At 63.5% G+C, this 26771-nt stretch carries 22 protein-coding genes, 1 tRNA gene and 1 pseudogene; 12 read left to right on the forward strand and 12 right to left on the reverse strand.

Going from position 1 to position 26771, the window contains the following annotated elements:
• Positions 1–110 precede the first annotated feature (110 nt).
• Entirely contained in the window at positions 111–2039 is a 1929-nt protein-coding gene (locus LOY54_RS18790) for a transglycosylase SLT domain-containing protein (RefSeq protein ID WP_258607558.1), read from the forward strand.
• A gap of 58 nt (positions 2040–2097) precedes the next feature.
• Here the strand turns inward: LOY54_RS18790 and LOY54_RS18795 are convergent, their stop codons facing one another.
• Positions 2098–2904, reverse strand: a complete 807-nt coding sequence (locus LOY54_RS18795) for an MOSC domain-containing protein (RefSeq protein ID WP_258607560.1) — start codon at positions 2902–2904, stop codon at positions 2098–2100.
• A gap of 40 nt (positions 2905–2944) precedes the next feature.
• A complete protein-coding gene (locus LOY54_RS18800) occupies positions 2945–3880 on the reverse strand; it encodes a chemotaxis protein CheV (RefSeq protein ID WP_038994319.1) in 936 nt (311 codons plus the stop codon).
• A 347-nt stretch (positions 3881–4227) separates the two neighbouring features.
• Here LOY54_RS18800 and LOY54_RS18805 point away from each other — a divergent pair, with 347 nt between their 5' ends.
• The 3 genes from LOY54_RS18805 (at position 4228) to LOY54_RS18815 (ending at position 6736) form a co-directional block, all read left to right on the forward strand.
• Positions 4228–4752, forward strand: coding sequence for a histidine kinase (locus LOY54_RS18805; protein ID WP_082075399.1), 525 nt, complete (start codon positions 4228–4230; stop codon positions 4750–4752).
• A 437-nt stretch (positions 4753–5189) separates the two neighbouring features.
• On the forward strand, positions 5190–6080 hold the full coding sequence (locus tag LOY54_RS18810) for a sensor histidine kinase (RefSeq protein WP_258610735.1): 891 nt from the start codon (positions 5190–5192) through the stop codon (positions 6078–6080).
• Positions 6077–6736: a response regulator transcription factor gene (locus tag LOY54_RS18815; RefSeq protein WP_045194934.1), complete on the forward strand. Its 660-nt coding sequence runs from the start codon at positions 6077–6079 to the stop codon at positions 6734–6736. The genes LOY54_RS18810 and LOY54_RS18815 overlap by 4 nt, the downstream gene beginning before the upstream one ends.
• Here the strand turns inward: LOY54_RS18815 and yegS are convergent.
• Positions 6720–7619, reverse strand: coding sequence for a lipid kinase YegS (yegS, locus tag LOY54_RS18820; protein WP_258607562.1), 900 nt, complete (start codon positions 7617–7619; stop codon positions 6720–6722). The genes LOY54_RS18815 and yegS overlap by 17 nt on opposite strands.
• Before the next feature lie 280 nt (positions 7620–7899).
• On the opposite strand from yegS, the gene LOY54_RS18825 reads away from it, so the two are divergent.
• On the forward strand, positions 7900–9354 hold the full coding sequence (locus tag LOY54_RS18825) for a mannose-1-phosphate guanylyltransferase/mannose-6-phosphate isomerase (RefSeq protein WP_258607564.1): 1455 nt from the start codon (positions 7900–7902) through the stop codon (positions 9352–9354).
• Positions 9355–9418: 64 nt separating this feature from the next.
• Positions 9419–10666 (forward strand): glycosyltransferase family 4 protein, encoded by a 1248-nt coding sequence (locus LOY54_RS18830; RefSeq protein ID WP_258607565.1) that lies wholly within the window; start codon positions 9419–9421, stop codon positions 10664–10666.
• On the opposite strand, the gene glp is transcribed toward LOY54_RS18830, so the two are convergent.
• Together glp and moaB are read right to left on the reverse strand one after the other, a co-directional pair.
• Positions 10655–11857: a gephyrin-like molybdotransferase Glp gene (gene glp / locus LOY54_RS18835; RefSeq protein ID WP_258607566.1), complete on the reverse strand. Its 1203-nt coding sequence runs from the start codon at positions 11855–11857 to the stop codon at positions 10655–10657. The two genes, LOY54_RS18830 and glp, sit on opposite strands and share 12 nt — an antisense overlap.
• Before the next feature lie 7 nt (positions 11858–11864).
• Positions 11865–12404, reverse strand: a complete 540-nt coding sequence (gene moaB, locus LOY54_RS18840) for a molybdenum cofactor biosynthesis protein B (RefSeq protein WP_045194944.1) — start codon at positions 12402–12404, stop codon at positions 11865–11867.
• A 197-nt stretch (positions 12405–12601) separates the two neighbouring features.
• Here moaB and LOY54_RS18845 point away from each other — a divergent pair, with 197 nt between their 5' ends.
• The 3 genes from LOY54_RS18845 to LOY54_RS18855 all read left to right on the forward strand — a co-directional run bounded on the left by LOY54_RS18845 (position 12602) and on the right by LOY54_RS18855 (position 13471).
• A complete protein-coding gene (locus LOY54_RS18845; protein ID WP_010223359.1) occupies positions 12602–12823 on the forward strand; it encodes a YgdI/YgdR family lipoprotein in 222 nt (73 codons plus the stop codon).
• Between the two features lie 64 nt (positions 12824–12887).
• A tRNA-Pro gene (locus LOY54_RS18850) sits at positions 12888–12964 on the forward strand.
• Positions 12965–13096: 132 nt separating this feature from the next.
• Positions 13097–13471 (forward strand): bacteriocin, encoded by a 375-nt coding sequence (locus LOY54_RS18855; RefSeq protein ID WP_038994310.1) that lies wholly within the window; start codon positions 13097–13099, stop codon positions 13469–13471.
• A 91-nt stretch (positions 13472–13562) separates the two neighbouring features.
• Here LOY54_RS18855 and mqo read toward each other — a convergent pair whose 3' ends face one another.
• The 4 genes and pseudogenes from mqo to LOY54_RS18870 form a co-directional block, all read right to left on the reverse strand.
• On the reverse strand, positions 13563–15161 hold the full coding sequence (gene mqo / locus LOY54_RS18860; RefSeq protein WP_258607567.1) for a malate dehydrogenase (quinone): 1599 nt from the start codon (positions 15159–15161) through the stop codon (positions 13563–13565).
• Between the two features lie 374 nt (positions 15162–15535).
• Positions 15536–16303 carry a methyl-accepting chemotaxis protein gene (locus tag LOY54_RS27695; protein ID WP_408980599.1) on the reverse strand — a complete coding sequence of 256 codons (768 nt, stop codon included), beginning with the start codon at positions 16301–16303 and terminating at the stop codon, positions 15536–15538.
• Between the two features lie 165 nt (positions 16304–16468).
• Positions 16469–17152, reverse strand: a pseudogene (locus LOY54_RS27700) (methyl-accepting chemotaxis protein); the annotation flags it as partial.
• Between the two features lie 210 nt (positions 17153–17362).
• Positions 17363–19132 (reverse strand): ABC transporter transmembrane domain-containing protein, encoded by a 1770-nt coding sequence (locus LOY54_RS18870; RefSeq protein WP_258607568.1) that lies wholly within the window; start codon positions 19130–19132, stop codon positions 17363–17365.
• A gap of 277 nt (positions 19133–19409) precedes the next feature.
• On the opposite strand from LOY54_RS18870, the gene LOY54_RS18875 reads away from it, so the two are divergent.
• On the forward strand, positions 19410–19586 hold the full coding sequence (locus tag LOY54_RS18875; RefSeq protein WP_176794234.1) for a PA1571 family protein: 177 nt from the start codon (positions 19410–19412) through the stop codon (positions 19584–19586).
• 53 nt (positions 19587–19639) lie between these two features.
• On the opposite strand, the gene pdxB is transcribed toward LOY54_RS18875, so the two are convergent.
• Entirely contained in the window at positions 19640–20782 is a 1143-nt protein-coding gene (pdxB, locus tag LOY54_RS18880; RefSeq protein WP_045194952.1) for a 4-phosphoerythronate dehydrogenase PdxB, read from the reverse strand.
• A gap of 142 nt (positions 20783–20924) precedes the next feature.
• Between pdxB and LOY54_RS18885 the strand changes: the two genes are divergently transcribed.
• On the forward strand, positions 20925–22322 hold the full coding sequence (locus LOY54_RS18885; protein WP_045194955.1) for an MATE family efflux transporter: 1398 nt from the start codon (positions 20925–20927) through the stop codon (positions 22320–22322).
• On the opposite strand, the gene tusA is transcribed toward LOY54_RS18885, so the two are convergent.
• Positions 22319–22561 carry a sulfurtransferase TusA gene (gene tusA, locus LOY54_RS18890; RefSeq protein WP_045194957.1) on the reverse strand — a complete coding sequence of 81 codons (243 nt, stop codon included), beginning with the start codon at positions 22559–22561 and terminating at the stop codon, positions 22319–22321. The two genes, LOY54_RS18885 and tusA, sit on opposite strands and share 4 nt — an antisense overlap.
• 51 nt (positions 22562–22612) lie before the next feature.
• Entirely contained in the window at positions 22613–23677 is a 1065-nt protein-coding gene (gene rlmM / locus LOY54_RS18895) for a 23S rRNA (cytidine(2498)-2'-O)-methyltransferase RlmM (protein ID WP_258607569.1), read from the reverse strand.
• 253 nt (positions 23678–23930) lie between these two features.
• Here rlmM and acnA point away from each other — a divergent pair, with 253 nt between their 5' ends.
• Complete coding sequence (gene acnA, locus LOY54_RS18900) at positions 23931–26672, forward strand: aconitate hydratase AcnA (protein ID WP_258607571.1); 2742 nt, start codon at positions 23931–23933, stop codon at positions 26670–26672.
• Positions 26673–26771: the final 99 nt, after the last annotated feature.

Raw genomic sequence — 26771 nt, forward strand, 5'->3', positions numbered from 1 at the left:
CAAGCACAATGCTTTCATCCGCCTGTTGCAACCGGCTAAGCTAAGGCAATGCAACTCCAACAGTGCTGGCTTCGCCGTCACTTTTCATGGTCAAACTGCCCGGAAGTCTCATGCGCAGCCGCCTGTTCTGCCTCGTATCCAGCCTGCTTCTCACTGCCTCGGCAGTGGGTGTCGCCCAGGCCACCGACATCACCCAGCAACGTCAATACTACGATGAAGCCAAACGCGCCCTGGCCAAGGGCGACAAGGGCCCGTACCTGCGTTACGCCGATGCCCTGCGCGATTATCCGTTGACGCCTTACCTGGCCTACGACGAACTCACCGCCCGGCTTAAAACTGCCAGCAACGACGAAATCGAGAAATTCCTCGCCGCCCACGGCGACCTGCCCCAGGCCAACTGGATGAAGCTGCGCTGGTTGCGCTGGCTGGCCGAGCGCGGCGACTGGGCGACCTTCACCAAGTACTACGATCCAAAGCTCAATTTCACCGAGCTGGACTGCCTCAACGGCCAGTACCAGCTCAGCCACGGCCTGCGCGCCGAAGGCTTCGCCAGCGCCGAGAAACTCTGGCTGGTCGGCAAGTCGCAACCGGCTGCCTGCGATGCCCTGTTCGAGCGCTGGGCCGCCGAAGGCCAGTTGACCGAGCAAAAGCGCTGGGAGCGCGCCAAGCTGGCGGCCCAAACCCGCAACTACGCGCTGGCCAACACCCTGGTCAAAAGCCTCAACACCCTGGCACCGCAAGGCCGCCTGCTGATCGACGTGGCGCAAAAGCCCGAGTTGCTCAACCAGCCTGGGCGCTTCACTCCGGTCAACGAGGCGATGTCCGACGTGGTCAGCCTCGGCCTGCGCCGCCTGGCCCGCCAGGACCCGGAGCGGGCCATGAGCCTGCTCGATGACTACGCCAACCGCATGCATTTCTCCCGCGACGAAAAGGTCGCCATCGCCCGCGAAATCGGCCTGACCCTGGCCCGCCGCTACGACCCGCGGGCGCTGGATCTGATGACCCGCTACGACCCGGAGCTGCGTGACAACACCGTCACCGAATGGCGCCTGCGCCTGCTGCTGCGCCTGGGCCGCTGGGAAGATGCCTACGAGCTGACCAAGCGCCTGCCCCAGGACCTGGCCAGCAGCAACCGCTGGCGCTACTGGCAGGCGCGCAGCCTGGAGCTGGCGCAGCCGAAGAACCCGCAGATCCCGCTGCTGTACAAAACCGTGGCCCGTGAGCGCGACTTCTACGGCTTCCTCGCCGCCGACCGCGCGCAAACCCCCTACCAGTTGAACAACAAGCCGCTGGTACTCAGCCAGCAGCTCATCAGCAAGGTTCGCAACACCCCTGGGGTCAAACGTGCACTGGAGTTCCACGCCCGCGGGCAGATCGTCGACGGTCGCCGCGAGTGGTATCACGTCAGCCGGCACTTCAACCGTGACGAGATGGTCGCCCAGGCCAAGCTGGCCTATGACATGCGCTGGTACTTCCCAGCCATTCGCACCATCAGCCAGGCCAAGTACTGGGACGACCTGGACATCCGCTTCCCGATGGCCCACCGCGACACCCTGGTGCGCGAGGCCAAGGTGCGCGGCCTGCATTCGAGCTGGGTGTTTGCCATCACCCGCCAGGAAAGCGCGTTCATGGACGATGCCCGCTCAAGCGTTGGCGCCAGTGGCCTGATGCAACTGATGCCGGCCACCGCCAAAGAGACCGCGCGCAAGTTCAGCATCCCGCTGGCCTCGCCGGCGCAGGTGTTCAACCCGGACAAGAACATCCAGCTCGGCGCTGCCTACCTGAGCCAGGTGCACAGCCAGTTCAACGGCAACCGCGTGCTCGCCTCGGCCGCCTACAACGCCGGGCCAGGCCGGGTACGCCAGTGGCTGCGGGGCGCAGACCACCTGAGCTTTGACGTTTGGGTCGAGTCGATCCCGTTCGACGAGACACGCCAGTACGTGCAGAACGTGCTGTCGTATTCGGTGATCTACGGGCAAAAGCTCAATTCGCCGCAGCCGCTGGTGGACTGGCATGAGCGATATTTTGACGATCAGTGATTGACGCCATCGCGGGGCAACGCCTCGACGTGCCCCGCGATAGAAGTCCACAGCCGAACTACTCCAGCACCGTCACTGCCATCCCCACCTCAAGCCTTCCTACCCCATCGGCCACCAGGTTCTGGCCAAACAGCACATCGCCTTCCTTCTGCCGGTAGGTTTGCAAGGTCGCCAGTGGTTCACGGTCCGGGCTGCGTTCGCCGGTCTTCGGGTCGATGGTGGTCATGATGCAGCGCTCGCAGGGCTTGAGCACCCGGAATTCGACCTCGCCGATACGGATGCGCTTCCAGCCATCCTCGGCAAAGGCAGCACTGCCCTCCACCACCAGGTTGGGACGAAAGCGCAGCATCTGCAGCGGCCGCCCGACCTTCGCTACCAGGTCATCCAGCGATGCCTGGCCAATCAGCAGCAAGGGAAAACCATCGGCAAACGCCACACGGTCGCTGTTCAGGCCATACCCGCTGGGCAGGAAGCGTGCACGTTGATCGGGCACGTAAACCAGGCGCACGTCCTTGCCGATGAATGCACTAAGCCACTGCGCAGCCGCATCGCCGGCATCGGGTACGCGAAAGGTGTCGCGCCAGATAGTGATACCGCGCAGGTCGTTTTCGGGCTCGGGTACGGCCACGTGCAGCGTGGGATGGCCCGGCGCCTCAAGGGTGAGGCTGCCATCGGCGTTGTGCAGCGCGGCCAGCCGGGTCATCTGCGGGTACATGCGCTGGGTCAGGAAGCGCCCGTTGGCGCGCTCCACCAGCAGCCAGCGGCGGTCCCCGCTCAACCCCAGAAGGTCCAGCGAGGAAGTCTGCAGCGCCTCACCGCGCGCTGATTTGAGCGGATATCGGTACAACGCACTGAGGCGCATCATGACCTGCCTTGTGTCGGTTAAAGCCCTAGCTTATACCGACTCAGGCCGTGGCTTCATCCAGCATCAGCCGCTGGCGCACGACATCGACCAGCTTGTCGGGCTGGAACTTGGAAAGGAAGTTGTCGCAGCCGACCTTCTTCACCATCGATTCGTTGAAGCTGCCCGACAGCGACGTGTGCAGCACCACGTACAACGAACGCAGGCGCGGGTCGTTGCGGATTTCAGTGGTCAGGCGGTAGCCGTCCATTTCCGGCATTTCGGCATCGGTGAAAACCATCAGCAGCTTCTCGCAAACATCCTCGCCGGCATCGGCCCAGCCCTTGAGCATGCGCAGCGCCTTGAGGCCATCGCTGGCCACATGCATTTTCACTCCCAGTTGCGACAAGGTGTCGCGCAACTGCGCCAGGGCCACGGTAGAGTCGTCGACCAGTAGCACTTCGCGGCCGCGGGCACGGGCCAGCACCGGGTCTTCGAGCTTGTCGCGCGAGACCTTGGCGCTGTACGGGACGATTTCCGCCAGAACCTTCTCGACGTCGATGATTTCCACCAGTTGCTCGTCGACCTTGCTGATCGCCGTCAGGTAGTGCTGGCGACCGGCGCTGGTCGGCGGCGGCATGATGGCTTCCCAGTTCATGTTGACGATGCGGTCGACGCCGCCGACCAGGAAGGCCTGCACCGAGCGGTTGTATTCGGTGACGATGATGGTGCTGCCCGGGCCGGGCTCCAGCGGGCGCATGCCGATGGCCTGGGACAGGTCGATCACCGGCAGGGTCTGGCCGCGCAGGTTGACCACGCCGCAGACGTACGCATGGCGCTGCGGCATCAGGGTCAGCTTGGGCATCTGCAGCACTTCCTGGACCTTGAACACGTTGATCGCGAACAGTTGCCGGCCAGCCAGGCGGAACATCAGGATTTCCAGGCGGTTCTCGCCCACCAGCTGCGTTCTTTGGTCTACCGTGTCGAGAATGCCAGCCATCGAAGAGCCCCCAAGGTGTGTCGAAAATGATCCCAATGGCCCTGTATCGGCCGTTTGCCGCAGAGCTTGACCCTGTGAAGAAAATGCTCCGCAGCCCATTGATGTCATTTTACCATCATGCTTTACTGCGCTCACCTCTCCGCTGTCGCAAACACCCGCAAAGGGTCGTATCGAAAACACCGCATCAGGGAATCCCCTAGTGACAATCGGGTGAGACCTGATGTTCGCAATATCCATTAGCCATTAATGTGACGCCATTCTCATTGCATGAACGGAGTCAGGCTTTTGTCAGCGATCGCCTCATGGTGGCCAGCCCCTGCTCCAGCCTTACGCGCTGGAGCCAAATGATGGCTAACGACGCACTGCACAACAGCGCCCTGCAGGATTTCCTGATCGACGCCCAGGTGCTGCTGACCAAGGCAGAGGAATGCCTGCTGCACCTGCAACTGATCGACAACGATCCGGATGCCTGTCACTGCCTCAACGATACCTTGGCCACCCTGGTAGAACGCGCACAGGCCCTTGGCCTGGTCGAGGTCGCGAGCTACAGCCAGCATCTGCAGGCACTGCTGGAACCCGCGCAGGCGCAACCGGCATTGCAAGGTGAAGCCCTGCAAGCCCTGGAAAGCTGCCTGACCCTGCTGGCCTGGCAGCTGGAATTGATCGATCCGCACACCGGCCGCCTGAGCCTGGATACCGAGGAACAGGTGCAGTTGCTCGACACCCTGGCCACCGCCCTGAGCCCGCAGGAGGCTCTGGCCTGCGACTCTTGCATCGAAACCCGGCACACTTGCGAACACCCCGCCCCTTCAATGGCTGCGCCCACCAGCGCGAACGCCACTGCACTTTCTTCGCCAACCAGGGGCAACTAAGGGACATAACAATACTGCCCCGGCGAGATTAACCAAGCCTGTGACGAGTGCACACTAAGACCCAACTTAGTGTATTTCCAGGTCTCTCTAATTATCTGCAACAAACATTTCGTTTAATTGATTTCGGGCAAAATCCCAGCCCCGCAAACTGATGGCAAAATGCTAGATTCGAAGACAATCGGAACCGTCGTACCAGCCCGTAAAATCTGGCTATTCAGTCAGTTATCAGAGTTCGCGACCAATTGTATTTGAAGTGATACCATGCGCACTGATGGACACATGCACCTTACCCGGATCTCCCCAGACACCGCGTGCAGACTTTCATCGCGGTTACCCCGGCGCCGGCATTTAAACGTTATTGAAGGCAATTCGACAAACGCCTCTAGTTCGACCTTTGCAAGGCTTTCAACAGCGATATTTCAGTGGCTTCAATTTCTATGTTCTCAAGCCTCAAGACACTCAAGCGCTGGCACCCCGGAGCCTCTCTGTTGCGCTGGGCAACCGCCCTGCTGTGCCTGGCTTCGGTTGCCGTCAACCTGGCCTTGTACCTGCTTGAGCAACCACTGCCAGGCATCGCCCTGGCCCTGCAACTGGTTGCCCTGTCGAGCATTGCCTGGCAACTGCGCCAGTGGGCGCGCTCGATTGCCCTGCGCCCGGCGGAACTGGCCGACCGCCTGCTCAAAGTGCAGGAAAGCGAACGCCAGCGCCTGAGCCGCGAACTGCACGACGATATCGGCCAGTTGCTGACCGCCGCCAAACTCCAGGCCGACTGGCTCGCGCGCCGCGCTCCGAGCGAGCTGCAGGAGCACTGCAAAACCTTGCGCAGCACCCTGGACGACACCCTGGCCAGCGTGCGCGATGTTTCGGCCATCCTCAACCCAAGACAACTGTCCAGCCTGGGCCTGGAAGCCAGCCTGCGCGCGCACCTGCTGCGCGCCCTGGAAAACACCGAGGTGCACTGGAGCCTGGAATGCCGCCAGCGCCTGGGCGGCCTCCCGGAAGATATGGCCATCGCCGCCTTTCGCATTACCCAGGAAGCAGTGACCAACATCCTGCGTCACGCCAAGGCAAAGAACCTGGTGGTGCGCATTCAGCGCCAGCCCGAAGGCCTGGCGTTGTCGATCAGCGATGACGGCCTGGGCTTTTCGCCGGCCAGCAGCCCAGCCGATGAAGGCCAGCGCGGCATGGCCGGAATGCTCGAGCGCGTCGGCCTGCTCAATGGCACACTGTCGGTCAACAGCCAGCCCGGCCTGGGCACCCAGATCGACGCCCTGTTCCCCTGGCCTGCGCGCACCCTCGAACGCGCCAAGACAAGTAACGCCCCATGACCTGTACATTGCTGTTGGTCGATGACCATTCACTGATTCGCGCAGGTGTGCGCGCGCTGGTGTCCGACATTCCCGGCTATGCCGTGATCGGCGAAGCCAACGACGGCAGCCAGGTGCCGGAACTGGTCATGCAACTGGACCCGGACATCGTCCTGCTGGATATCTCCATGCGCTGCACCAGCGGCCTGGATGCCCTGACCCGCCTGCGCGCCCTGGGCTGTCGCAGCAAGGTGCTGATCCTCTCCATGCACACCGACCCGGAGCTGATCATGCAGGCCCTGGAAAGCGGCGCCCATGGCTACCTGCTCAAAGACACCACCGCCACCGAGCTTGAGCAGGCATTGGCAGCACTGCGCGGCAACGAGCGCTACCTGAGCCCGGCGATTGCCCACACGGTAATCAACCAGGCCCTGCTGCGCGCCCAGTCGGGCAAGCCGGAGACAGCGGAAAAGCACAACCTCACCGCCCGCCAACTGGAAATCCTGCGCCTGATCGTGCGCGGCAAGTCGACCCGGGAAATCGCCCAGGGCCTGGGCTTGAGCATCAAGACCGTGGAAACCCACCGCTCGCAGATCATGAAACGCCTGCAGATCTACGACGTTGCTGGCCTGGTGCTGTTTGCCGTGCGCGAGCAAATCATCAGCCTCGACGACTGAGCAGCGGTGAGTCGACCGGCAGGTGCACGCGCAAGGCCGCGGGCAGCACTTCAAAACGCAGGTTGTCGCCCTGCAAGGGCTCACCATCGAGGTTGATGTCCAGGCCTTGCGAGCTTTTGATCTCGACCCATGGCAAGCGCGCACGGACAAACATGCTGTCCAGCCCCAGGCCATCGCTGAGCAGGCCGCGCAAGGTGCCGACCACTTCCTGGGGTGCCGGCAGGATGCTGATGTCGAGCAAGCCATCATCAACCTGCGCCTGGGGGCACAGCGCATGCCCGCCGCCGGCCTGCCGCCCGTTGCCGATGCCCAGCGCCAGCAACTCGCCCTGCCACTGGAAATCCGGGCCATGCAGCTCCACCGAGGCTGCGCGCAGCTCACTAAAACGCGACAGGCCGGTGAACAGGTAGGCCGCCGCACCCAATACCTTTTTCAGGTCTTCGGAGGTATTGGCGGTAACCTGGCTGCCGAAGCCACCGGTGGCCATGTTCAGGAATACCTGCCCACCCACCTCGCCCAGGTCAATGGCCCGGGCCGGCACTTCCAGCAAGTCCAAAGCTTGCGCCGGCTCCAGCGGCACGCCGGCAGCCTTGGCAAAATCGTTGGCGGTGCCCAGCGCCAGCAACACCAGGCTGGCGTCAGCGTCGGCACGCACCATGGCCTCGGCGACATCGCGCAGGGTGCCATCGCCACCCGCAGCCACCAAGTGCGGGTAGCCGGCGGCCAGCGCTTCTTCGACCAGGCGCTGGGCGTCGCCCCCCTCCCAGGTCAGGCGCACGTCCAGTTGCCAGCCGCGCTCACGCATGCCGGTCACCGCAGCACGCACCTCGTCGTTCATGGCCTGCTTGCCATGCAGGATCATCAATGCCTTTTGCTGCGCCATGTGTGCGTTCCCCGATGAATTGAGCGTCGAGTATCTCGACCGTTTCCGGCGTCCCTTTACTGCATTGCAGGTAACGTTTCAGCAGAGTTTCGCATGTCATTCACACAAATATCATTGAAAGCTTCGTCGCCGAGGGGCATCATTCGACAAATATTTGGCCTTCACGGACGATGCCAGTGGTAAAAGTCAGTTTATTGACTCATTGCGCAAAAGCCTGCCAGGTTGCTCTGTTTACTTTTGCTGCACTGCCCAGGCAGTGCCCCTGACTCGAGGCTGTGAGATGAGTGTTCTGATCCCTTGCATCATCGCTGGCGGCGCCGGCACCCGCCTGTGGCCGGTTTCGCGCGAAACCATGCCCAAGCCATTCATGCGCCTGCCTGACGGCCAGAGCCTGCTGCAGAAAACCTTCGCCCGCGCCAGCCGCCTGGCCGACGTCGAGCGGGTGTTGACCGTGACCAATCGCGAAGTGTTCTTCCGCACCCAGGACGAGTTCCGCCCACTGAACACCGCCAACCTGGCCCTGGACTACATCCTCGAACCCTTTGGCCGCAATACCGCCGCCGCCATTGCCGCTGCCGCCTTGCACTGCGCCCGGCTGTACGGTGAGGATGCGCAACTGCTGGTACTGCCGGCCGATCACCTGATCAACGACCTCAGCGCCTTCGACCAGGCCGTCAGCCAGGCCCGCTTGCTGGCTGCCCAGGGCTGGCTGACCACCTTCGGCCTGCTGCCGACCCGTGCTGAAACCGGTTTTGGCTACATCGAAAAAGGCCAGGCCCTGGATGCCCACGGCTTCAGGGTTGCCCGCTTTGTCGAAAAGCCCGACGCCGACACCGCCCAGCAGTACCTCGATGGCGGCCAGCACCTGTGGAATGCCGGGATGTTCTGCATGCGTGTCGACGCCATCCTGCATGAGCTGGAACAGCACGCCCCGCAACTGCTGGCGGCGGTCAATCACTGCCTGGCCCTGAGCCCGTGCAAGGAAGGCGCCCGCGAGTGTCAGGTGGAACTGGACCCGGACAGCTTCGCCCTGGTGCCGGACATTTCCATCGACTATGCCGTGATGGAGACCTCGCAACAGGTCGCGGTACTGCCCAGCCAGCTGGGCTGGAGCGATATCGGCAGCTGGGAGGCGGTGCGCGAGCTCAAGGCCGGTGATCTTCAAGGCAATCGCTGCACCGGCGAAACCGTGCTGCACGATGTGCACAATTGCTATATCGACTCGCCACGGCGCCTGGTCGGCGCGGTGGGCCTGGACAACCTGATCATCATCGATACCCCGGATGCCCTGCTGATTGCCGATGCCGCACGCAGCCAGGAGGTCAAGGTGATTGCCCAGCAGCTCAAGCGCCAGGGCCACGACGCGTTCCGCCTGCACCGCACGGTCAACCGCCCGTGGGGCACCTACACGGTGCTCGAGGAAGGCCCGCGGTTCAAGATCAAGCGCATCATGGTCCGCCCCGAGGCTTCGCTGTCGCTGCAGATGCATCATCACCGCAGCGAGCACTGGATCGTGGTCAGCGGCATGGCCTGTGTGACCAATGGTGAAGAGGAATTTCTGCTCGATACCAACGAATCGACCTTCATCAAACCCGGCCGGGTACACCGCCTGACCAACCCCGGGGTGATCGATCTGGTAATGATTGAAGTACAAAGTGGCGAATACCTGGGCGAGGATGACATCGTGCGCTTTACTGATATCTATGGACGCGCCCCGGAGCCAGCCGCAAGCTGATTCCCCCGGCGCGTCCATTTTTATCTGCATGCCGTTACCCGCCTGAACACAGAGGAAAGGGGTCATGCGCGTACTCTGGACACTACCCTACCTGCCCTGGCCCACCACCAGCGGCGGTAAAACACGGCAATACCACCTGCTGCGCAGCCTGGCGCAGCGGGGTCACCGCATCACCCTGCTGGTGCAATCGAAAATCCCGCCCAGCGACGCGGCCCGACAGGCCTTGGAACCTTTGCTCGAACGCCTGATCGTGCTACCCAGGCGCCCCTTCCACAGCCCCCTGAACCTGCTGGCGGCGATCTACCCCAGCTATCCGATGCGCGCCAGCATCAATGGCCTGGCGCCGCACCTGCGCCACTGCTTCGAGCAATTGCTGGAAGAGCCCTGGGATGTCATCCAGATCGAGCACAGCTACAGCTTCCAGCCGTTCGAAAAGGCCCTGCAGGCTCGCGGGCTGCCATTCGTGCTCAGCGAGCACAACATCGAATCGGTCAATGGCGCCGCTTGCCACGACCGCTTGCCACTGTGGCTGCGACCGTTCAATGCCTTTGATCGCTGGCGTTACCGGCGCTGGGAAAACCGCGTGCTCAGCCAGGCCCATGAAGTGGTAGCGGTCAGCCCAACCGACGCCGAACACATCAGCCAGGCGACCGGCGCTGCGGTGTCGGTGGTGATCAATGGCGTGGATTGCGCGCATTACCAGGATATCCAGCCGTCGCTGTGCAGCCAGCGCCTGCTGTTCGTCGGCAATTTCGAATACGGCGCCAACCTTGAAGCCATCGAATGGGCCCTGGAAGACATTCTGCCGCAAGTCTGGTTGAGCAACCCCGCAGTACGCCTGGCCGTGGTTGGCCACGCCTTGCCGCCCAGCTGGAAACTGCGCTGGAGCGACCCGCGAATCGAATGGATTGGCTACCTGCCTGACCTGCGCGAGCTGCAACGCAACTCGGCGATCTTCTTTGCGCCGCTACGTTATGGCGGCGGCTCGAAGATCAAGATACTGGAAGCCATGGCCGCCGGGCTGCCGGTGGTAACCACGGCCAAGGGCGTGTCAGGCCTGCAGGTGACCCATGGCGAGCACTACCTGGCCAGTGACGACGGCGACCAGCTGGCGTTGATGATTAACCAACTGCTCAATCAGCCCTGGCGCCTGCGCCAGCTGTCGCAAGCGGCGCGGGAGTTTGTCTGCAGCCGGCACGACTGGAGCATCGCCGCTGCCCAGCTGGAAAGCGTACATGCGCGCCCCAGCCTGCGCGCGCCGAGCGGTGCCACCCTGATGGGCGACACCCTGCTCAGCCGCTCAACCAAGTAGCTCGCTCAAGGGAATGAACTGCACGATATCGCCCTTGCCCGGGGTCTGGCCCTCACGGACTTCGACCAGGCCCTCGGCCCAGGCGGCGCTGCGCAGCACACCCGAGCTCTGGTTCTTGTAGATCAATGCACTACCCCGCTCCAGCCGCCCGCGCAGGTATTCGCGGCGAGTGCCAGCCTTGGGCCAGTCGAACCCGGCCGGCACCGCGAACTGCAGCGGCGTGACCTCGGTAACACCCTGGCGGCGCAACAGGTAGGGGCGGGTCAGCAGGCCGAAGGTCACCAGGGTCGAAGCCGGGTTACCCGGCAAGCCAATGACCGGCACGCCCTTGTAATGACCGAAGGTCAGCGGCTTGCCCGGCTTGATTGCCAGCTTCCACAGCGACAGTTCGCCCTCTTCACGCAGGGCGATGCCCAGGTAATCGGCCTCGCCCACCGAAACACCGCCAGTGGAAAGGATCAGGTCGACGCCCTGCAGGGCAGCCAGGCAGTTGCGGGTTTTCTCCAGGTCATCGGCCAGAATGCCAGCGTCGATCACTTCACAGCCCAGGCGTTGCAACCAGCTGCCGAGCAGCCGCCGGTTGCTGTTGTAGATCTGCCCGGGCCCCAGGGGCAAGCCGGGCTCGACCAGTTCGTCGCCGGTCGACAGCACAGCGACCTTGACCCGCCGCACGACGGTCAGCTCGGCGCACCCCAAGGAAGCTGCCAGGCCCAGCTCGATCGGCCCCAGGCGCGTACCCGCGGCCAAAACCGCCTCGCCAGCGCGGGTTTCCTGCCCTTGCGGGCGAATGTTCTGACCGACGCGAAGCGCCTCGGTAAAGCGCACGCGCTGATCGTCCAGGACGTCGGCGTTTTCCTGCATCTCAACGCAATCCGCCCCCACCGGCACCGGCGCCCCGGTAAAGATCCGCGCACAGGTACCCGGCTGCAACGGCTCGGGTGAATGCCCGGCGAATACCCGCTGGCTGACCGTCAAGGGCTCGCCCGTCCAGTCGGCCAGGCGCAGCGCGTAGCCGTCCATGGCGCTGTTGGGCCAGGGCGGCAGGTCGAGGCTCGAGACCAGCTCATGTGCCAGCACGCGGCCCTCGGCGTCGGCCAGGGCGACCTGCTCGGTAGCGGTGATAGGCGCGGCTTCGGCCAGCGCCAGCAGTTTTGCCAGGGCTTCTTCGACCGGCATCAGTTGAGTGTGCATGGGCGCCTCAACCACGGCTTTCGCAGGGCGCGGCCTGCTTGAGGTGGGTGACGAAGTTGCACGGGCGATGACGGGCGTCGAGCTGCTCGGCAAGGATGCCGTCCCAGCCGGTACGCACGGCGTTGGTCGAGCCCGGCAGGCAACACACCAGGGTGCCGTTGGCCAGCCCGGCCAGGGCCCGGGACTGCACGGTGGAGGTACCGATATCGGCCAGGGAGATATGCCGGAACAGCTCGCCAAAGCCATCGACCTGCTTGTCCAGCAGGCAGGCCACGGCTTCCGGGGTACTGTCGCGCCCGGTAAAGCCGGTACCGCCGGTGATCAGCACCACCTGCACCTGCTCATCGGCGATCCAGGTGGCGACCTGGGCGCGAATCTTGTACAGATCGTCCTTGAGCAGCACCCGCGCCGCCAGAGCGTGGCCGGCCTCGCTCAGGCGGTCGACGAACACCTGGCCGGAGGTGTCGGTTTCCAGGGTGCGGGTATCGCTGACCGTCAGGACGGCAATGTTCAGCGGCACGAAAGGTACATCTGCCTTGGCTTTCATGGGACCTTGAATCCATTGATAGGAACGAATGAGCGGTGTTATATCACAGCCCTGCCTGCCTCGCGCCCGTCAGCGGCCCAGGCATTGTTGCCGGTCAATAATGCTAGATTGCCGCTATGCTGAAATCTGCATGGAACTTGCGCAGGCGCCATGCGTCTCAAGAAACATTACGCACCATCCTTTACTGGAGAAACACAATGATTCAACGGACTCTTCCCGCTTTCCTGCTCGCCCTGGGTCTTGGCACTCTGGCTGGCTGCGCTTCGCCGACCGTCATTACCCTGAACGACGGCCGCGAAATCCAGGCGGTCGATACTCCGCAATACGACGAAGACTCGGGCTTCTACGAATTCGAACAACTGGACGGCAAGCGCACCCGCATCAACAAGGACCAGGTCCGCACCGTCAAGGACCTGTGAGCTGATCGACAGGCCGCCTCTGGGGGCTTGTCGAGGAGAAGATTTTGAGTAATATTTTCTCCATCGGAGTGTAGCGCAGCCAGGTAGCGCGTCTCGTTCGGGACGAGAAGGCCGCAGGTTCGAATCCTGTCTCTCCGACCACTTTACTCAGCAAAAAGCCCGCCCTCGCGCGGGCTTTTTCGTGCCTGGCAGACGAGCAGCAGTGGCCAGCATTGCGCGGCGGCGACGCTGCCAGCAGAATGCGCGCCTTTTTGAACAGTAAGGTTGATTCACATGCGTAAGACTCTTGCCGCCCTGACCCTGGGCCTTTTGTGCGCACAAGGCGCCATGGCCGGTGATGGCCAGACCGCTGTAGGCGGTGGCCTGGGTGGTGTTCTGGGTAACGTGGTCGGGCAAAAGCTTGGCGGCAGCACCGGTGCGGCCATTGGTGCCGGCGTCGGCGGCGCGGCAGGCAGTGCCATGGGCGCGAAGAAAGGCAACAAGACCAAGGCGGCCATTGGTGGCGGCCTGGGTTCGGCCGGTGGCTCGCTGGTCGGCGGCAAGCTCGGTGGCAGCACCGGCTCGGCAATTGGCGCAGGCCTGGGCGGCGCGGCTGGTGGTGCGTTGGGTAACAACCTGGCGGACAGTCATCGCAAGAAACGCCACTGATCCGCAACCGAGTAGCCGGCGATATTTTTGCCAGGCCAGAAACAAACAAGCCCCTGTACAGGGGCTTGTTTGTTTCTAGCAAAGCGAAAGCTTACAGCGCAGGCTCAGCCTGTACCGCAGCCGCTTCTTCCGGCAGCACCGGAACGTACAGCAGGTTCAGACGCGAACTGCTCCACTCACGGGTCTTGTTGGTCAGCTCAAGGTTGTTGTTGAGCTTCTGGCCGTAGGTCGGCACGATTTCCTTCAGCTTGGCCTGCCACTCAGGAGTCTTGATGCGATCCTTGAAGGTCTTTTCCAGCACGCTCAGCATGATCGGCGCAGCGGTCGAAGCACCTGGCGAGGCACCCAGCAGTGCGGCGATGGTGCCATCCTGGGCAGCAACGACTTCAGTACCGAACTGCAGGATGCCGCCGTGCTCAGGGTCCTTCTTGATCACCTGGACGCGTTGACCGGCCTGCAGCAGTTTCCAGTCTTCGTTCTTGGCGTTCGGGAAGTACTCGCGCAGGGCCGCCATGCGGTCATCGAAGCTCAGCATCAACTGACCCATCAGGTAGGTGCTCAGGTCGATGTTGTCGATACCGGCGTGGGTCATCGGCATGATGTTGTGGGTGGTCAGCGCAGCGAACATGTCCAGCAGCGAGCCGTTCTTCAGGAACTTGGTCGAGAAGGTGGCGAACGGGCCGAACAGCAGCACTTCCTTGCCGTCGATCACGCGGGTGTCCAGGTGCGGAACCGACATCGGCGGCGCACCAACCGAAGCCTTGCCGTACAGCTTGGCCTTGTGACGGGCAACGATGTCCTGGTTGTCGGTCATCAGGAACTGGCCACCGACCGGGAAGCCGGCATAGCCGTCAGCTTCAGGGATGCCCGATTTCTGCAGCAGCTTCAGCGCGCCACCACCGGCACCGATGAAGACGAACTTGGCCTTGATGCTGCTCTCGACGCCCTTGTTGGCCAGGTCAGCGACGACCACGGTCCAGGTGTTGTCGGCGTTACGGACGATGTCACGGACTTCGTGCTGGACGTGCAGCTTGACGTTGTCGTGCTTGGTCAGCGAGGCGAACAGCTGGCGGGTGATCTCGCCGAAGTTGACGTCGGTGCCGATCGGCATGCGGGTGGCGGCGATCTTCTGGTCGGCAGCGCGGCCTTCCATCACGATCGGTACCCACTTCTTGATCTGCTCGTGGTCTTCGGAGTACTCCATGCCACGGAACAGCGAGCTGTGCTGCAGGGCCTCATGACGCTTCTTGAGGAACTCGACGTTCTTGTCGCCCCAGACGAAGCTCATGTGCGGCACGTTATTGATGAACGAGGTCGGGTTGTTCAGCACTTTCTGCTCGACCTGGTAGGCCCAGAACTGCTTGGAGATCTCGAACTGCTCGTTGACGCCAACGGCCTTGCTGATGTCGATCTTGCCGTCGGCACCTTCGCTGGTGTAGTTCAGCTCGCAGAACGCGGAGTGACCGGTACCGGCGTTGTTCCAGGCGTTGGAGCTTTCTTCGGCGACCTTGTCCAGGCGCTCGTAGATGTCGATCGACCAACCGGGCTCCAGCTCATTGAGGTAGGTACCCAGGCTTGCACTCATGATGCCGCCGCCGATCAGCAGCACGTCTACGGTTTTCTCGGGCTCACTGGGCTTGGAGCAACCGATGACACTCAGGCACAGGAGCGTCAGCAGGATTTTTTTCATAGTTCAATCCAATTGAAGTGAAGTAATTGGCAATGACCGCAGGTCCCGTAGTGCACGCCCGGATTCTTGTTGTTGCTCGCGCAGTCCAAGGCTTAGCGTAGCTGGTGCTCGGGCAATCGGCCCGGACACCCGCGCACTGGATGGCGGCTGGGGTTGTTCGATGGATCGGGAACGGTCGTCACGCCAGACGCGGGGCATGGCCGCCGCTGTCAGGGTGGGTCGCCTTAAAGCAGGAAGCGGGCCAACTTTTACAAGACCAACGGCTAATAGCTAGGACGTGTCGTCGCACCCCAACTTTAACGGTTTAGCTGGCGACAATCCGCCACATTGCCAGGCCTTTACCGCTGGATGTGGCGGATTTCCCCCGCTTTTGCTCAAGCACTCAGGCGCGCAGTGACCTCCCCCAACTGCCCGGACAAGCCGTGCAAGTGCTGCCCGGCCTGCTCGGTCTGCTGCACCGCCTGCTGGTTGGTGGTGGCAATCCGGGTGATTTCCACCAGGTTGCGCGAGATGTCCTCGGCAACACTGGTCTGCTCTTCCGCCGCCGTGGCGATCTGCCGGTTCATGTCGCGGATAGCCTCGACGGCAACGGTGATGCGCTGCAGCATCTGCCCGGCCTGCTGCACCTGCTCGGCGCCCTCCTCGCTGCGCTGCTGGCCGCTCTCGATGGCTTTTACCGCCGCCACGGCGCCGGACTGCACGGCGCTGATGATCTGGTTGATTTCGGCAATCGACGCGGCCGTACGCTGGGCCAGGCTGCGCACCTCATCGGCGACCACGGCAAAGCCGCGTCCGGCCTCACCGGCCCGTGCCGCCTCGATGGCGGCGTTGAGCGCCAGCAGGTTGGTCTGCTCGGCAATCGCGCGGATCACTTCCAGCACCTTGCCGATGCGGTCGCTGTCGGCTTCCAGATGGCGAATCACCTTGGCGGTGTCGGCAATTTCCTGGTTGACCCCGGCAATGGTGGCAATGGTTGCCTGCATCACCTGCTCGCCGGCCTGGGCGCTGTGGTCGGCTTCATCGGCGGCGCGCGCGGCGTCGGCGGCATGGCGGGCGACTTCCTGGGCGGTCGCCGACATTTCATGCATGGCCGTAGCGACCTGGTCGGTACGCTGGAACTGGTCGTCGGTGCCGCGGGCCATGTTGCCGGCAATGCCGCGCAGCTCGCCGCTGGCGCTTTCCAGCTCACCGGCATTGCGCTGCAGGCGGCTGAAGGTGTCGGCAAGAAAGTCGCGCAGCGTATTGGCCGCCACCGCCAGCCGCCCCAGCTCATCCTGGCGATCGCTGGCGACCCGCGCGGCGAAGCGCCCCTGGCTCAACTGCGCGACATAATCGATCAAGCCACGGATCGGCTCGATCAGGCTGCGGTTGACCAGCCACAGACTGAACAGCCCGACCAGCAACGCCGAGCCGAACATCACCAGCAGCCCCAGCCAGACCGTACGCTCTGCCGACTGGTTGATGGTCTGGGCACGCGCCTGGGCATCGCTGCGCAACTGGCTGACCAACTCACTCATTTGCTCGCTGGCAGCGCGGTCAACACCTTTGACTGCCTGATCGCCTACAACAGGATCAGCGCCCGCCGCCAGAAACGCCTGACGCCCCTGTGCGTAAGCCTGACCCAACTGTCGGTGGCTGGCCTTGAGTTGCTCGGCACGGCCCTTGAGCGGCTGCTCGCTGCGGGCGATCAACTGGTCAAGGATGCCCTGCACCTGCTGCTCACGGGCCAGGAACTGCTGCCAGTACTTGTCCAGCTCGGCGGGCTGCTTGCCGCGCAGCAGCACGTTCTTCCACTCCTGGACCTGGACCTTGAACTGCAGGTTGGCTTCATCGATCAACTGCGACGCCTGCAATGGCCCGTCGATCAGCTGGCCGTAGCCGCGCACGCTGGAGGACAACAACTGAAAGCACACCAGGGCGATCAGCAGGATCGCCGCCAGGCTGCCGCCGAGCAGGGCGAGAATTTGCACTCTGAGGGATTTACGCAACATCGGAAGAAGTCCCGGAACAAGGAATAAGGGAGCGGCGCCACTCGGCGCCAACCAGGCAAAGACGTCCCTGTCCTCGTTCACTGGCCACTGACGGCAGGCCAAAAAAAAGCTGCCATCGATCGATAGCAGCCAGGTTCGAGCATTACGCAACAGCTGGAACAGATAGTCTCAAGGGATTGCTACAGAAATGTGACAGTCTGTAGGACGCTGTCACATTTCCGTCACGTTATTGAATTGCAACGCCGCCAGCCGTGCATACAAGGGGCTCTGGGCAATCAACTGGCGATGCGTGCCGATGGCCACCAGCCGGCCCTGATCAATCACCGCAATGCGGTCGGCATGCTGCACCGTGGCCAGGCGATGGGCGATCACCAGGGTGGTGCGCCCGCTCATCAGGGTCGGCAGCGCCTGCTGGATCAAATGCTCGCTCTGCGCGTCGAGGGCGCTGGTGGCTTCGTCCAGCAACAGAATCGGTGCATCCACCAGCAAGGCCCGGGCAATCGCCAGGCGCTGGCGTTGACCGCCCGAGAGGCCAAGGCCGGCGTCACCCAAGTGAGTCTGATAGCCCTTGGGCAACTGCAAGATGAACTCATGGGCATGGGCGCTGCGGGCAGCAGCCTCGACCTGTTCGGCCGTGGCATCGGCGCGCCCGTAGCGGATGTTGTCCTCCACCGTGCCAAAGAACAGCGCCGGGTTCTGCGCTACCAGGGCGAAGTGGCGGCGCAGGTCCTGCGGATCGAGGCACCTGATGTCCTGACCATCAAGCAGGATGCGCCCTTGCTGCGGGTCGTAAAAACGCAGTAACAGGTCGAACAGGGTCGACTTGCCCGCCCCCGACGGCCCGACCAGGGCCAGGGTTTCGCCGGGCTCGACGGTAAGCTTCAGGTCATCGATGGCCGGCGGTGTTGGCCGTGATGGATAAGCAAAACGGATGTCCTGCAACTCGACCCGGCCACTGACCCGCGGCGCCGAGCGCTGCAGGTCAGCAGGCGCGACTATCTCGCTGCGCGCTGCCAGCAGCTCGGCAATCCGCTCGCCGGCACCGGCAGCGCGCTGCAGCTCGCCAATCACTTCGCTGAGGGTGCCGAAGGCGCTGCCGACGATCAGGCTGTAGAACACGAAGGCGGCCAGCTCACCGCCGGAAATACGCCCGGCGATCACGTCCATGCCACCGACCCAGAGCATTACCCCAACCGCCCCGAGCACCAGCACGATCACCAGGGTGATCAGCCAGGCGCGCTGGAGGATGCGTTTGCGCGCCACCTCAAAGGCCGCCTCGACCGTGGCGCCGAAACGCTGCTGGTCGCTGGACTGGTGGTTGTAGGCCTGCACGGTCTTGATCTGGCCGAGGGTCTCGGCCACATAGCTGCCGACGTCGGCGACCCGGTCCTGGCTCTGCCGCGACAGGTTGCGCACCCGGCGGCCGAAAATCAGGATCGGTGCCAGCACCAGCGGCAAGGCCAGCACCACGATGCTGGTGAGCTTGGGGTTGGTGACAAACAGCAGGACGATGCCGCCCAGCACCATCAGCGCGTTGCGCAGGAACAGCGACAGCGACGAGCCGATCACCGATTGCAACAAGGTTGTGTCGGCGGTCAGCCGCGACTGGATCTCCGAACTGCGGTTACTTTCGAAAAAACCCGGGTGCAGGTAGATCAGATGATCGAACACCTGCTGGCGGATATCGGCCACACAGCGTTCGCCAATCCACGACACCAGGTAGAAGCGGCTGAAGGTACCGATCGCCAGGGCCAGCACCAACAGCAGGAACAGGCCGATTGACTGGTTGAGCAGGTGCGGCGACTGGGTCATGAAGCCCTGGTCCACCAGCAGGCGAATACCCTGGCCCATGGACAGGGTAATCGCTGCGGTAACGATGAGTGCCAGCAAGGCCAGCAGCGCCTGCGTGCGGTAAGGACGGATAAAACGCCAGCCCAGGCGCAGGGCCTGGCGCTGGCGTGAAGAAAACCGGTTGAGCATGGAGTACGCCGTTTGTCCGCTATTTACAGCAGCCTACACCGGACCGTTGATCAAGCGCCAAGGAACTGCGGGCAATGATTGGGCGTCGGAACCAGAACCTGGGCATATAAGACCCAGGCCACAGCCGGCTAGACCGTTTCGGTCTAAAGTACTACTGGAGGTTTACTCGGCTTTCTGATGGACTGGACACGTCGCACAGTGATAACCGAAGGAGCTGTCACAGGCCGGTCACGAGGCGATTCTAGTCTGAGCTTGCAACCTGATGAGGAGACAGGAAATGAGCTTGCAACATCAAGGCAACACCCAGGAAAAACCCGCGCCTAACCCGCAGGCATCGGTAGGCGGCACGATCATCGACAAGGATGGCAATGAGATCACCATCACCGAGGAGATGATCCAGCAGGCCTGCGAGAAGCTGGAAAAAAGCCGGGTAGAACTCGCCAAGAAAGACTGACCCACCCGAATTCTTCAACCCGGCGCACGCGCCGGGTTTTTATTGCCCGCTATTTACACCAGCACGCCGCCCAGGGCGCGGACCAGCTGTGCCAGTTGCGGCGCTTCACCGTGCAGGCGCACGGCCAGGCCTTCGATTTCACGGCGCGGCGGGTAGTGCTTGCGCAGGTTGTCGAAGGCGGCCTTCTGCTGCGCCGGGTCGCGGCTCAAGCTGCGGCGAAAATCGGCATCGTCACGGCGCGGGTCATACACTGCGCGGCACAGGGTCGCGAGGGCCCAGGCCGGATCCGTCTCGGCCTGCAAGGCGATTTCGGCCAGCCACGGCTGTGGCAGCAGGTCGCTCAGTTGCACCTCGGCAGGTTCGCCACGCCAGGCGCAAAACGCCTGGTAGATCTGCGCGGTGCCGCGCTGCTTGCCGTCCAGGCTGTAGCCGGCAATATGCGGGGTGGCGATCACGCAGAGGTCGGCCAGGGCCAGGTCGACCTGGGGCTCGCCCTCCCAGACGTCGAGTACCGCCTGGATATCGTCGCGCTCGCGCAACAGCTGGCGTAGAGCCTGATTGTCGACCACCGGGCCGCGGCTGGCATTGATCAGCCAGGCGCCGGGGCGCAGGCGGGCCAGTTGCGCCTGGCCCAGCAGGTGCCAGGTCGGCAGCTCGCCGCTACGGGTCAGCGGGGTGTGCAGGCTAATGACGTCGCACTGCTCGATGATCTGCTCCAGGCTCACATAGTCGCCGCCTTCGCGCGCCTGGCGCGGCGGGTCGCAGACCAGCACCTGCCAACCAAGGCCGCGCAGCACCTCGACCAGACGCCCACCGACTTCCCCGGCGCCGACCACCCCATAGGTGCGCGCAGGCAAGCTGGCGCCGTCGAGCTCGGCCAGGGTCAGCAGGCTGCCGAGCACATAGTCGACCACCCCGCGGGCGTTGCAGCCTGGCGCGCTGGACCAGTGAATACCAGCCTCGGCGAAGTAATCCAGGGCCAGGTGATCGGTGCCGATGGTGCAGGTGCCGACAAACTTCACCTGACTGCCTTCGAGCAAAGTGCGATCGACCTTGGTCACTGAACGCACCAGCAGCACATCGGCATCCTTGACGCAGGCGGCATCGATCGCCCGCCCGGGGTAGCGGCGGATTTCGCCAAAACCGGCAAAGAAGGCATCGAGCAGCGGGATATTCTCGTCAGCAACAATCAGCATGGCGCTCTCCTATCGGGGTGCGCAGTGTAGGCCGATACGGGTGGGGCGATCCACAGGCAGGCGAGGTTCCTGACTGCCGCGTCAAGGCGTAGACTAGCCGGCTTTGCCCATCTTTCCTGTGGACGCCTGCCTTGTGACACCGATGACCGCCGAGACCCAAACCCCCGCCCTGTCGCGCCCGACGCGGATCCGCAGCGAGCTGCGCGGCCTGCTGATGCTGGCCACGCCAATCATCATTGCCCAGTTGGCGACCACCGCCATGGGTTTTGTCGATGCGGTGATGGCCGGCCGGGTCAGCCCCCGCGACCTGGCAGCCGTGGCGCTGGGTAACTCGATCTGGATTCCGGTGTACCTGCTGATGACCGGCATCCTGCTGGCGACCACGCCCAAGGTTGCCCAGCGCTATGGCGCCGGCCAGCATGCCGAGATCGGCCCGCTGGTGCGCCAGGCATTGTGGCTGGCACTGTGCGTCGGCCTGATCGCCAGTGGCCTGCTGCTCAGCGCCGAACCGATCTTGCAGGTGATGAAAGTCGACCCGCAACTGGTGGCGCCGAGCATGGGCTATTTGCAGGGCATTGCCTTCGGCTTCCCCGGTGTCGCCCTTTATTACGTGTTGCGCTGCTACAGCGATGCCCTGGGCCGGACCCGGCCGAGCATGGTCATCGGCTTGTCCGGGCTGCTGCTGAACATTCCACTGAACTATGTACTGATTTACGGCCACTTCGGTATGCCGGCCCTGGGCGGCGTCGGTTGCGGCTGGGCCAGCGGCATCGTCATGTGGTTCATGGCCCTGAGCATGGCCGCCTGGACCCACTGGGCCCCGGCCTATGCCCGCCAGCGCGTGCTGGTGCGCCTGGACAAGCCGCAATGGCCGGTGATCAAGCGCCTGGTCGGCGTCGGCCTGCCGATCGGCATCGCGGTATTCGCCGAGTCGAGCATCTTCGCAGTGATTGCCCTGCTGATCGGCAGCCTCGGCCCGACCGTGGTGGCCGGGCACCAGATTGCCCTGAACATTAGCTCGCTGCTGTTCATGATTCCGTATTCGCTGGGGATGGCGGTGACCGTGCGGGTTGGCCAGGCGATCGGCGCCGGGCTACCGCGCCAGGCGCGCTTCGCCGCTCTGGTGGGCCTGGGTGCGGCGCTGGTGTTTGCCTGCTTCTCGGCCAGCCTGATCCTGCTGATGCGCGAGCCCATCGCCTCGATCTACACCCCGGACACGGCGGTGATCCAGATTGCCGCGATGCTGATCGTGTATGCCGCGCTGTATCAGTTCTCCGACGCCATCCAGGTGATTGCCGCCGGCGCCCTGCGCGGTTACCAGGACACCCGGGTGACCATGATCCTGACCCTGTTCGCCTACTGGGGCATCGGCTTGCCGGTGGGTTACGTGCTCGGCCTGACCGACCTGTTCGGCCCAGCCAGCGGCCCTAACGGCCTGTGGGAAGGCCTGATTGCCGGCCTCACCTGCGCGGCGCTGATGCTGGCGATTCGCTTGGCGCGCAGCAGCGCCAAGCACATTCGCCGCGCTGAAAAGCGTTAACCGAGCTTCTTGCGGATCCAGTACAGGTAAGTGCCGGCCTCTTCCTGTTGCTGGACCAGTTCATGGTCGAGGAACACGCAGAACTTGGGGATATCGCGACGGGTCGAGGGATCAGTGGCGATCACCTTGAGCAAGCCGCCGGGGGCCAGGTCGCGAATGTACTGGTGCAGCATCATCACCGGCTCCGGGCAGTTCAGGCCGGTGGCGTCGAGGATGGCATCTGGGGTGAAGTCAGTCATGTAGAACTCCGGAAACAATCAGCTATTGTCGCTCAAGCCGCTCCCACAGCCTCAGCGCGGTTTCAGATCCAGGCGCCGCAGGTGGCAGGTCACTTCCTCACGGTCGTGATACAGCTGCTTGCAGCCAATCGAGACCTTGACCTTGCGCGCCTTGAAGCCCTCTTCGATGCGCTCGAGCAGGCGCCGCACTTCGGCGTAACGCTTCTTCATCGGCAGCTTGAGGTTGACCACCGCCTCGCGGCACAAGCCCTCGCCGAGCCAGGTTTCGAGCAAGGCGGCACTGCGCGCCGGCTTCTCGACGATGTCACAGACCATCCAGTCCACGGTCTGCCTGGGCTTGTAGGTAAAGCCGTCGGCCATCAGGTGCTGGACCAGGCCGGTGTCCATCAGGCTCTCAGCCATCGGCCCGTTGTCGATGGCGGTTACCAGCATGCCGCGCTTGACCAGTTGGTAAGTCCAGCCGCCCGGCGCAGCGCCCAGGTCAACCCCGGTCATGTCATCGGACAGGCGCGCATCCCACTGATCGCGAGGGATGAAGTGGTGCCAGGCCTCTTCCAGCTTGAGGGTCGAACGGCTCGGCGCTTCGCGGGGGAACTTCAGGCGCGGAATACCCATCGGCCACATCGCCGAGTTATCCGCCGCCGCCAGGCCGACAAACACCCGCCGGCCGCTGACGAAGGTCAGCAGCAATCGTGGTTTGTGCGCATCCTCAACCAGGCGCCCGGCCTTGCTCAGGGCCTTGCGCAACGGCACTTCGAACTTGCGACAGAAGGTCGACAGCTCTTTGCCATCGTTGGTGTCCATCACCTCCAGCCACAGGCTGCCACACTGCGGGTAATCGGCCAGGGCCTCGAGCAGAACGCTGATGCGGTCGGTTTCCGGCAGCTCGATGAACGCGCCGCGGGCCCATTGCCGGGGGAAGATCAGCTGGGCAAAACGCAGCTCGCGCATCAGTTGCTCGGCACCTTCGGCGTCGTTGCAGATGAACTCGGCGCAGGCGCTCTGCGGCTTGGCCTTGGCATAGCCGGCGACATTCAGGCGCGCGGCGTGCTCGGCGATTTCGGCACAGACTTCGCTCTCGAAACCGGGCCGGCAATGCATAAACAGGGTATTCATCTTCACTCCAGGACGGCTGACGGCCATTACCGCCAACCCTGACCGGGCGCAATACGCAGCGCCGGTAAATCGGCGAATGATAAAGGAAGATCGGAACCTGCGACACTTCCGGCCGGTCCAGTACATGGTCAGGTCCGCCAAACAGGGCTACCCTGACCGTTCAGCCAGGTCCGTGCCGTGCGGACTGTCACAGAGGCGGTGAACCGGCGACAGCAGGGAAGATTGCCGATCACCGGCGCAGAAGGAGTTGGTAATGCCCTCGCTCGATAGCCTGAAAACCCTCAAGACCCTGACGGTCGATGATCGTCTCTACCACTATTACAGCCTGCCCGACGCCGCCCACAGCCTCGGCGACCTGCAGCGCCTGCCGATGTCGCTGAAAGTGCTGCTGGAAAACCTGCTGCGCTGGGAAGACGGCAAGACCGTCACCAGCGGCGACCTTTCGGCGCTGGCCAACTGGCTCAAGGAGCGGCGTTCCGACCGCGAAATCCAGTACCGCCCGGCGCGGGTGCTGATGCAGGACTTTACCGGCGTACCGGCGGTGGTCGACCTCGCCGCCATGCGCGCGGCCATGGCCAAGGCCGGCGGCGACCCGCAGCGGATCAACCCGTTGTCGCCGGTGGACCTGGTCATCGATCACTCGGTGATGGTCGACCGCTACGCCAGCCAGCAGGCCTTTGCCCAGAACGTCGACATCGAAATGCAGCGCAACGGCGAACGCTACGCCTTCCTGCGCTGGGGCCAGAATGCTTTCGACAACTTCAGCGTGGTGCCGCCGGGCACCGGTATCTGCCACCAGGTCAACCTCGAGTACCTGGGGCGCACCGTCTGGACCCGTGAAGAAGACGGGCGCACCTACGCCTTCCCCGACACCCTGGTCGGCACCGACTCGCACACCACCATGATCAACGGCCTGGGCGTGCTCGGCTGGGGCGTCGGCGGTATCGAGGCGGAGGCTGCAATGCTCGGCCAGCCGGTGTCGATGCTGATCCCGGAAGTGATCGGTTTCAAGCTGACCGGCAAGCTGCGCGAAGGCATCACCGCCACCGACCTGGTGCTGACCGTCACGCAGATGCTGCGTAAAAAAGGCGTGGTCGGCAAATTCGTCGAGTTCTACGGCGACGGCCTGGCCGACCTGCCCCTGGCTGACCGCGCCACCATCGCCAATATGGCACCGGAGTATGGCGCCACCTGCGGCTTCTTCCCGGTCGACCAGATCACCCTCGATTACCTGCGCCTGTCGGGCCGTCCTGAAGCCACGGTGAAACTGGTCGAGGCTTACTGCAAAGTCCAGGGCCTGTGGCGCCTGCCCGGCCAGGAGCCGGTGTTCAGCGACGCCCTGGCCCTGGACATGAACGAAGTCGAAGCGAGCCTGGCCGGGCCCAAGCGCCCACAAGACCGCGTCGCCCTGGCTAACGTCAGCCAGGCCTTCGATGACTTCATCGGCCTGCAACTCAAGCCCTCGAGCAAGGAAGAAGGTCGCCTTGAAAGCGAAGGCGGTGGCGGCGTGGCGGTGGGCAATGCCGACCAGGCCGGTGAAGTCAGCTATGAATACCAGGGCCAGCAACACCTGCTCAGAAACGGCGCGGTGGTGATCGCGGCGATCACCTCCTGCACCAACACCTCCAACCCCAGCGTGATGATGGCAGCCGGGCTGGTGGCGAAAAAGGCAGTGGAGAAAGGCCTGCAGCGCAAGCCCTGGGTCAAGAGCTCGCTGGCCCCCGGCTCCAAGGTGGTTACCGACTACTACAAGGCCGCCGGCCTGACCCAATACCTCGACGCCTTGGGCTTCGACCTGGTGGGCTATGGCTGCACCACCTGCATCGGCAACTCCGGCCCGCTGGACGACGCCATCGAAAAAGCCATCACCAGCGCCGACCTCACCGTCGCCTCGGTGCTCTCGGGCAACCGCAACTTCGAGGGCCGCGTGCACCCGCTGGTGAAAACCAACTGGCTGGCCTCGCCACCGCTGGTGGTCGCCTATGCCCTGGCCGGCAGCGTGCGCGTGGATATCAGCCGCGAACCGCTGGGCGTCGGCAAGGATGGCCAGCCGGTGTACCTGCGCGACATCTGGCCCAGCCAGAAAGAAATTGCCGACGCCGTGGCCAGCGTCGATACCGCGATGTTCCACAAGGAGTACGCCGAGGTGTTTGCCGGCGACGCCCAATGGCAAGCCATCGAAGTACCGCAGGCGGCCACCTATGTCTGGCAGGACGATTCCACCTACATCCAGCATCCGCCGTTCTTTGACGACATTACCGGGCCGCTGCCGGTCATCGAGGATATTCACGGCGCCAGGGTCCTGGCCCTGCTGGGCGATTCGGTGACCACCGACCACATTTCCCCGGCCGGCAACATCAAGGCCGACAGCCCGGCCGGACGTTACCTGCGGGAAAAAGGCGTCGAGCCGCGCGACTTCAACTCCTACGGCTCACGCCGGGGCAACCATGAAGTGATGATGCGCGGCACCTTCGCCAATATCCGCATTCGCAACGAGATGCTCGGCGGTGAAGAAGGCGGCAACACTCTCTATGTGCCCAGCGGCGAGAAGATGGCGATCTACGACGCGGCCATGCGCTACCAGGCCGATCGCACGCCACTGGTGGTGATTGCCGGCCAGGAATACGGCACCGGCTCCAGCCGCGACTGGGCCGCCAAGGGCACCAACCTGCTGGGGGTCAAGGCGGTGCTGGCGGAGAGCTTCGAACGCATCCACCGCTCCAACCTGGTGGGCATGGGCGTGTTGCCGTTGCAATTCAAGCCCGGGCAGAACCGCAAGAGCCTGGCCCTGGACGGCCGCGAGCGCATCGACATTCTTGGCCTGAGCCATGCACAGGTGCAGCCGCACATGACCCTGAACCTGAAGATCACCCGCGAGGACGGTCGCCAGGAGCAGATCGAAGTGCTGTGCCGCATCGATACCCTCAATGAAGTGGAGTACTTCAAGGCCGGCGGGATTCTTCACTATGTACTGCGGCAATTGATCGCAGCCTGAAGTAACGGCCCGGTCCCTGTGACCGGGCCTTTGCCTGATGGAGCAGACCACGTACGATAAGCAGTAATGGCCAAAGGATGGCCGAGTGGCGTGTCCTCG

The sequence above is a fragment of the Pseudomonas sp. B21-032 genome, from assembly GCF_024748965.1.
GTDB lineage: Bacteria > Pseudomonadota > Gammaproteobacteria > Pseudomonadales > Pseudomonadaceae > Aquipseudomonas.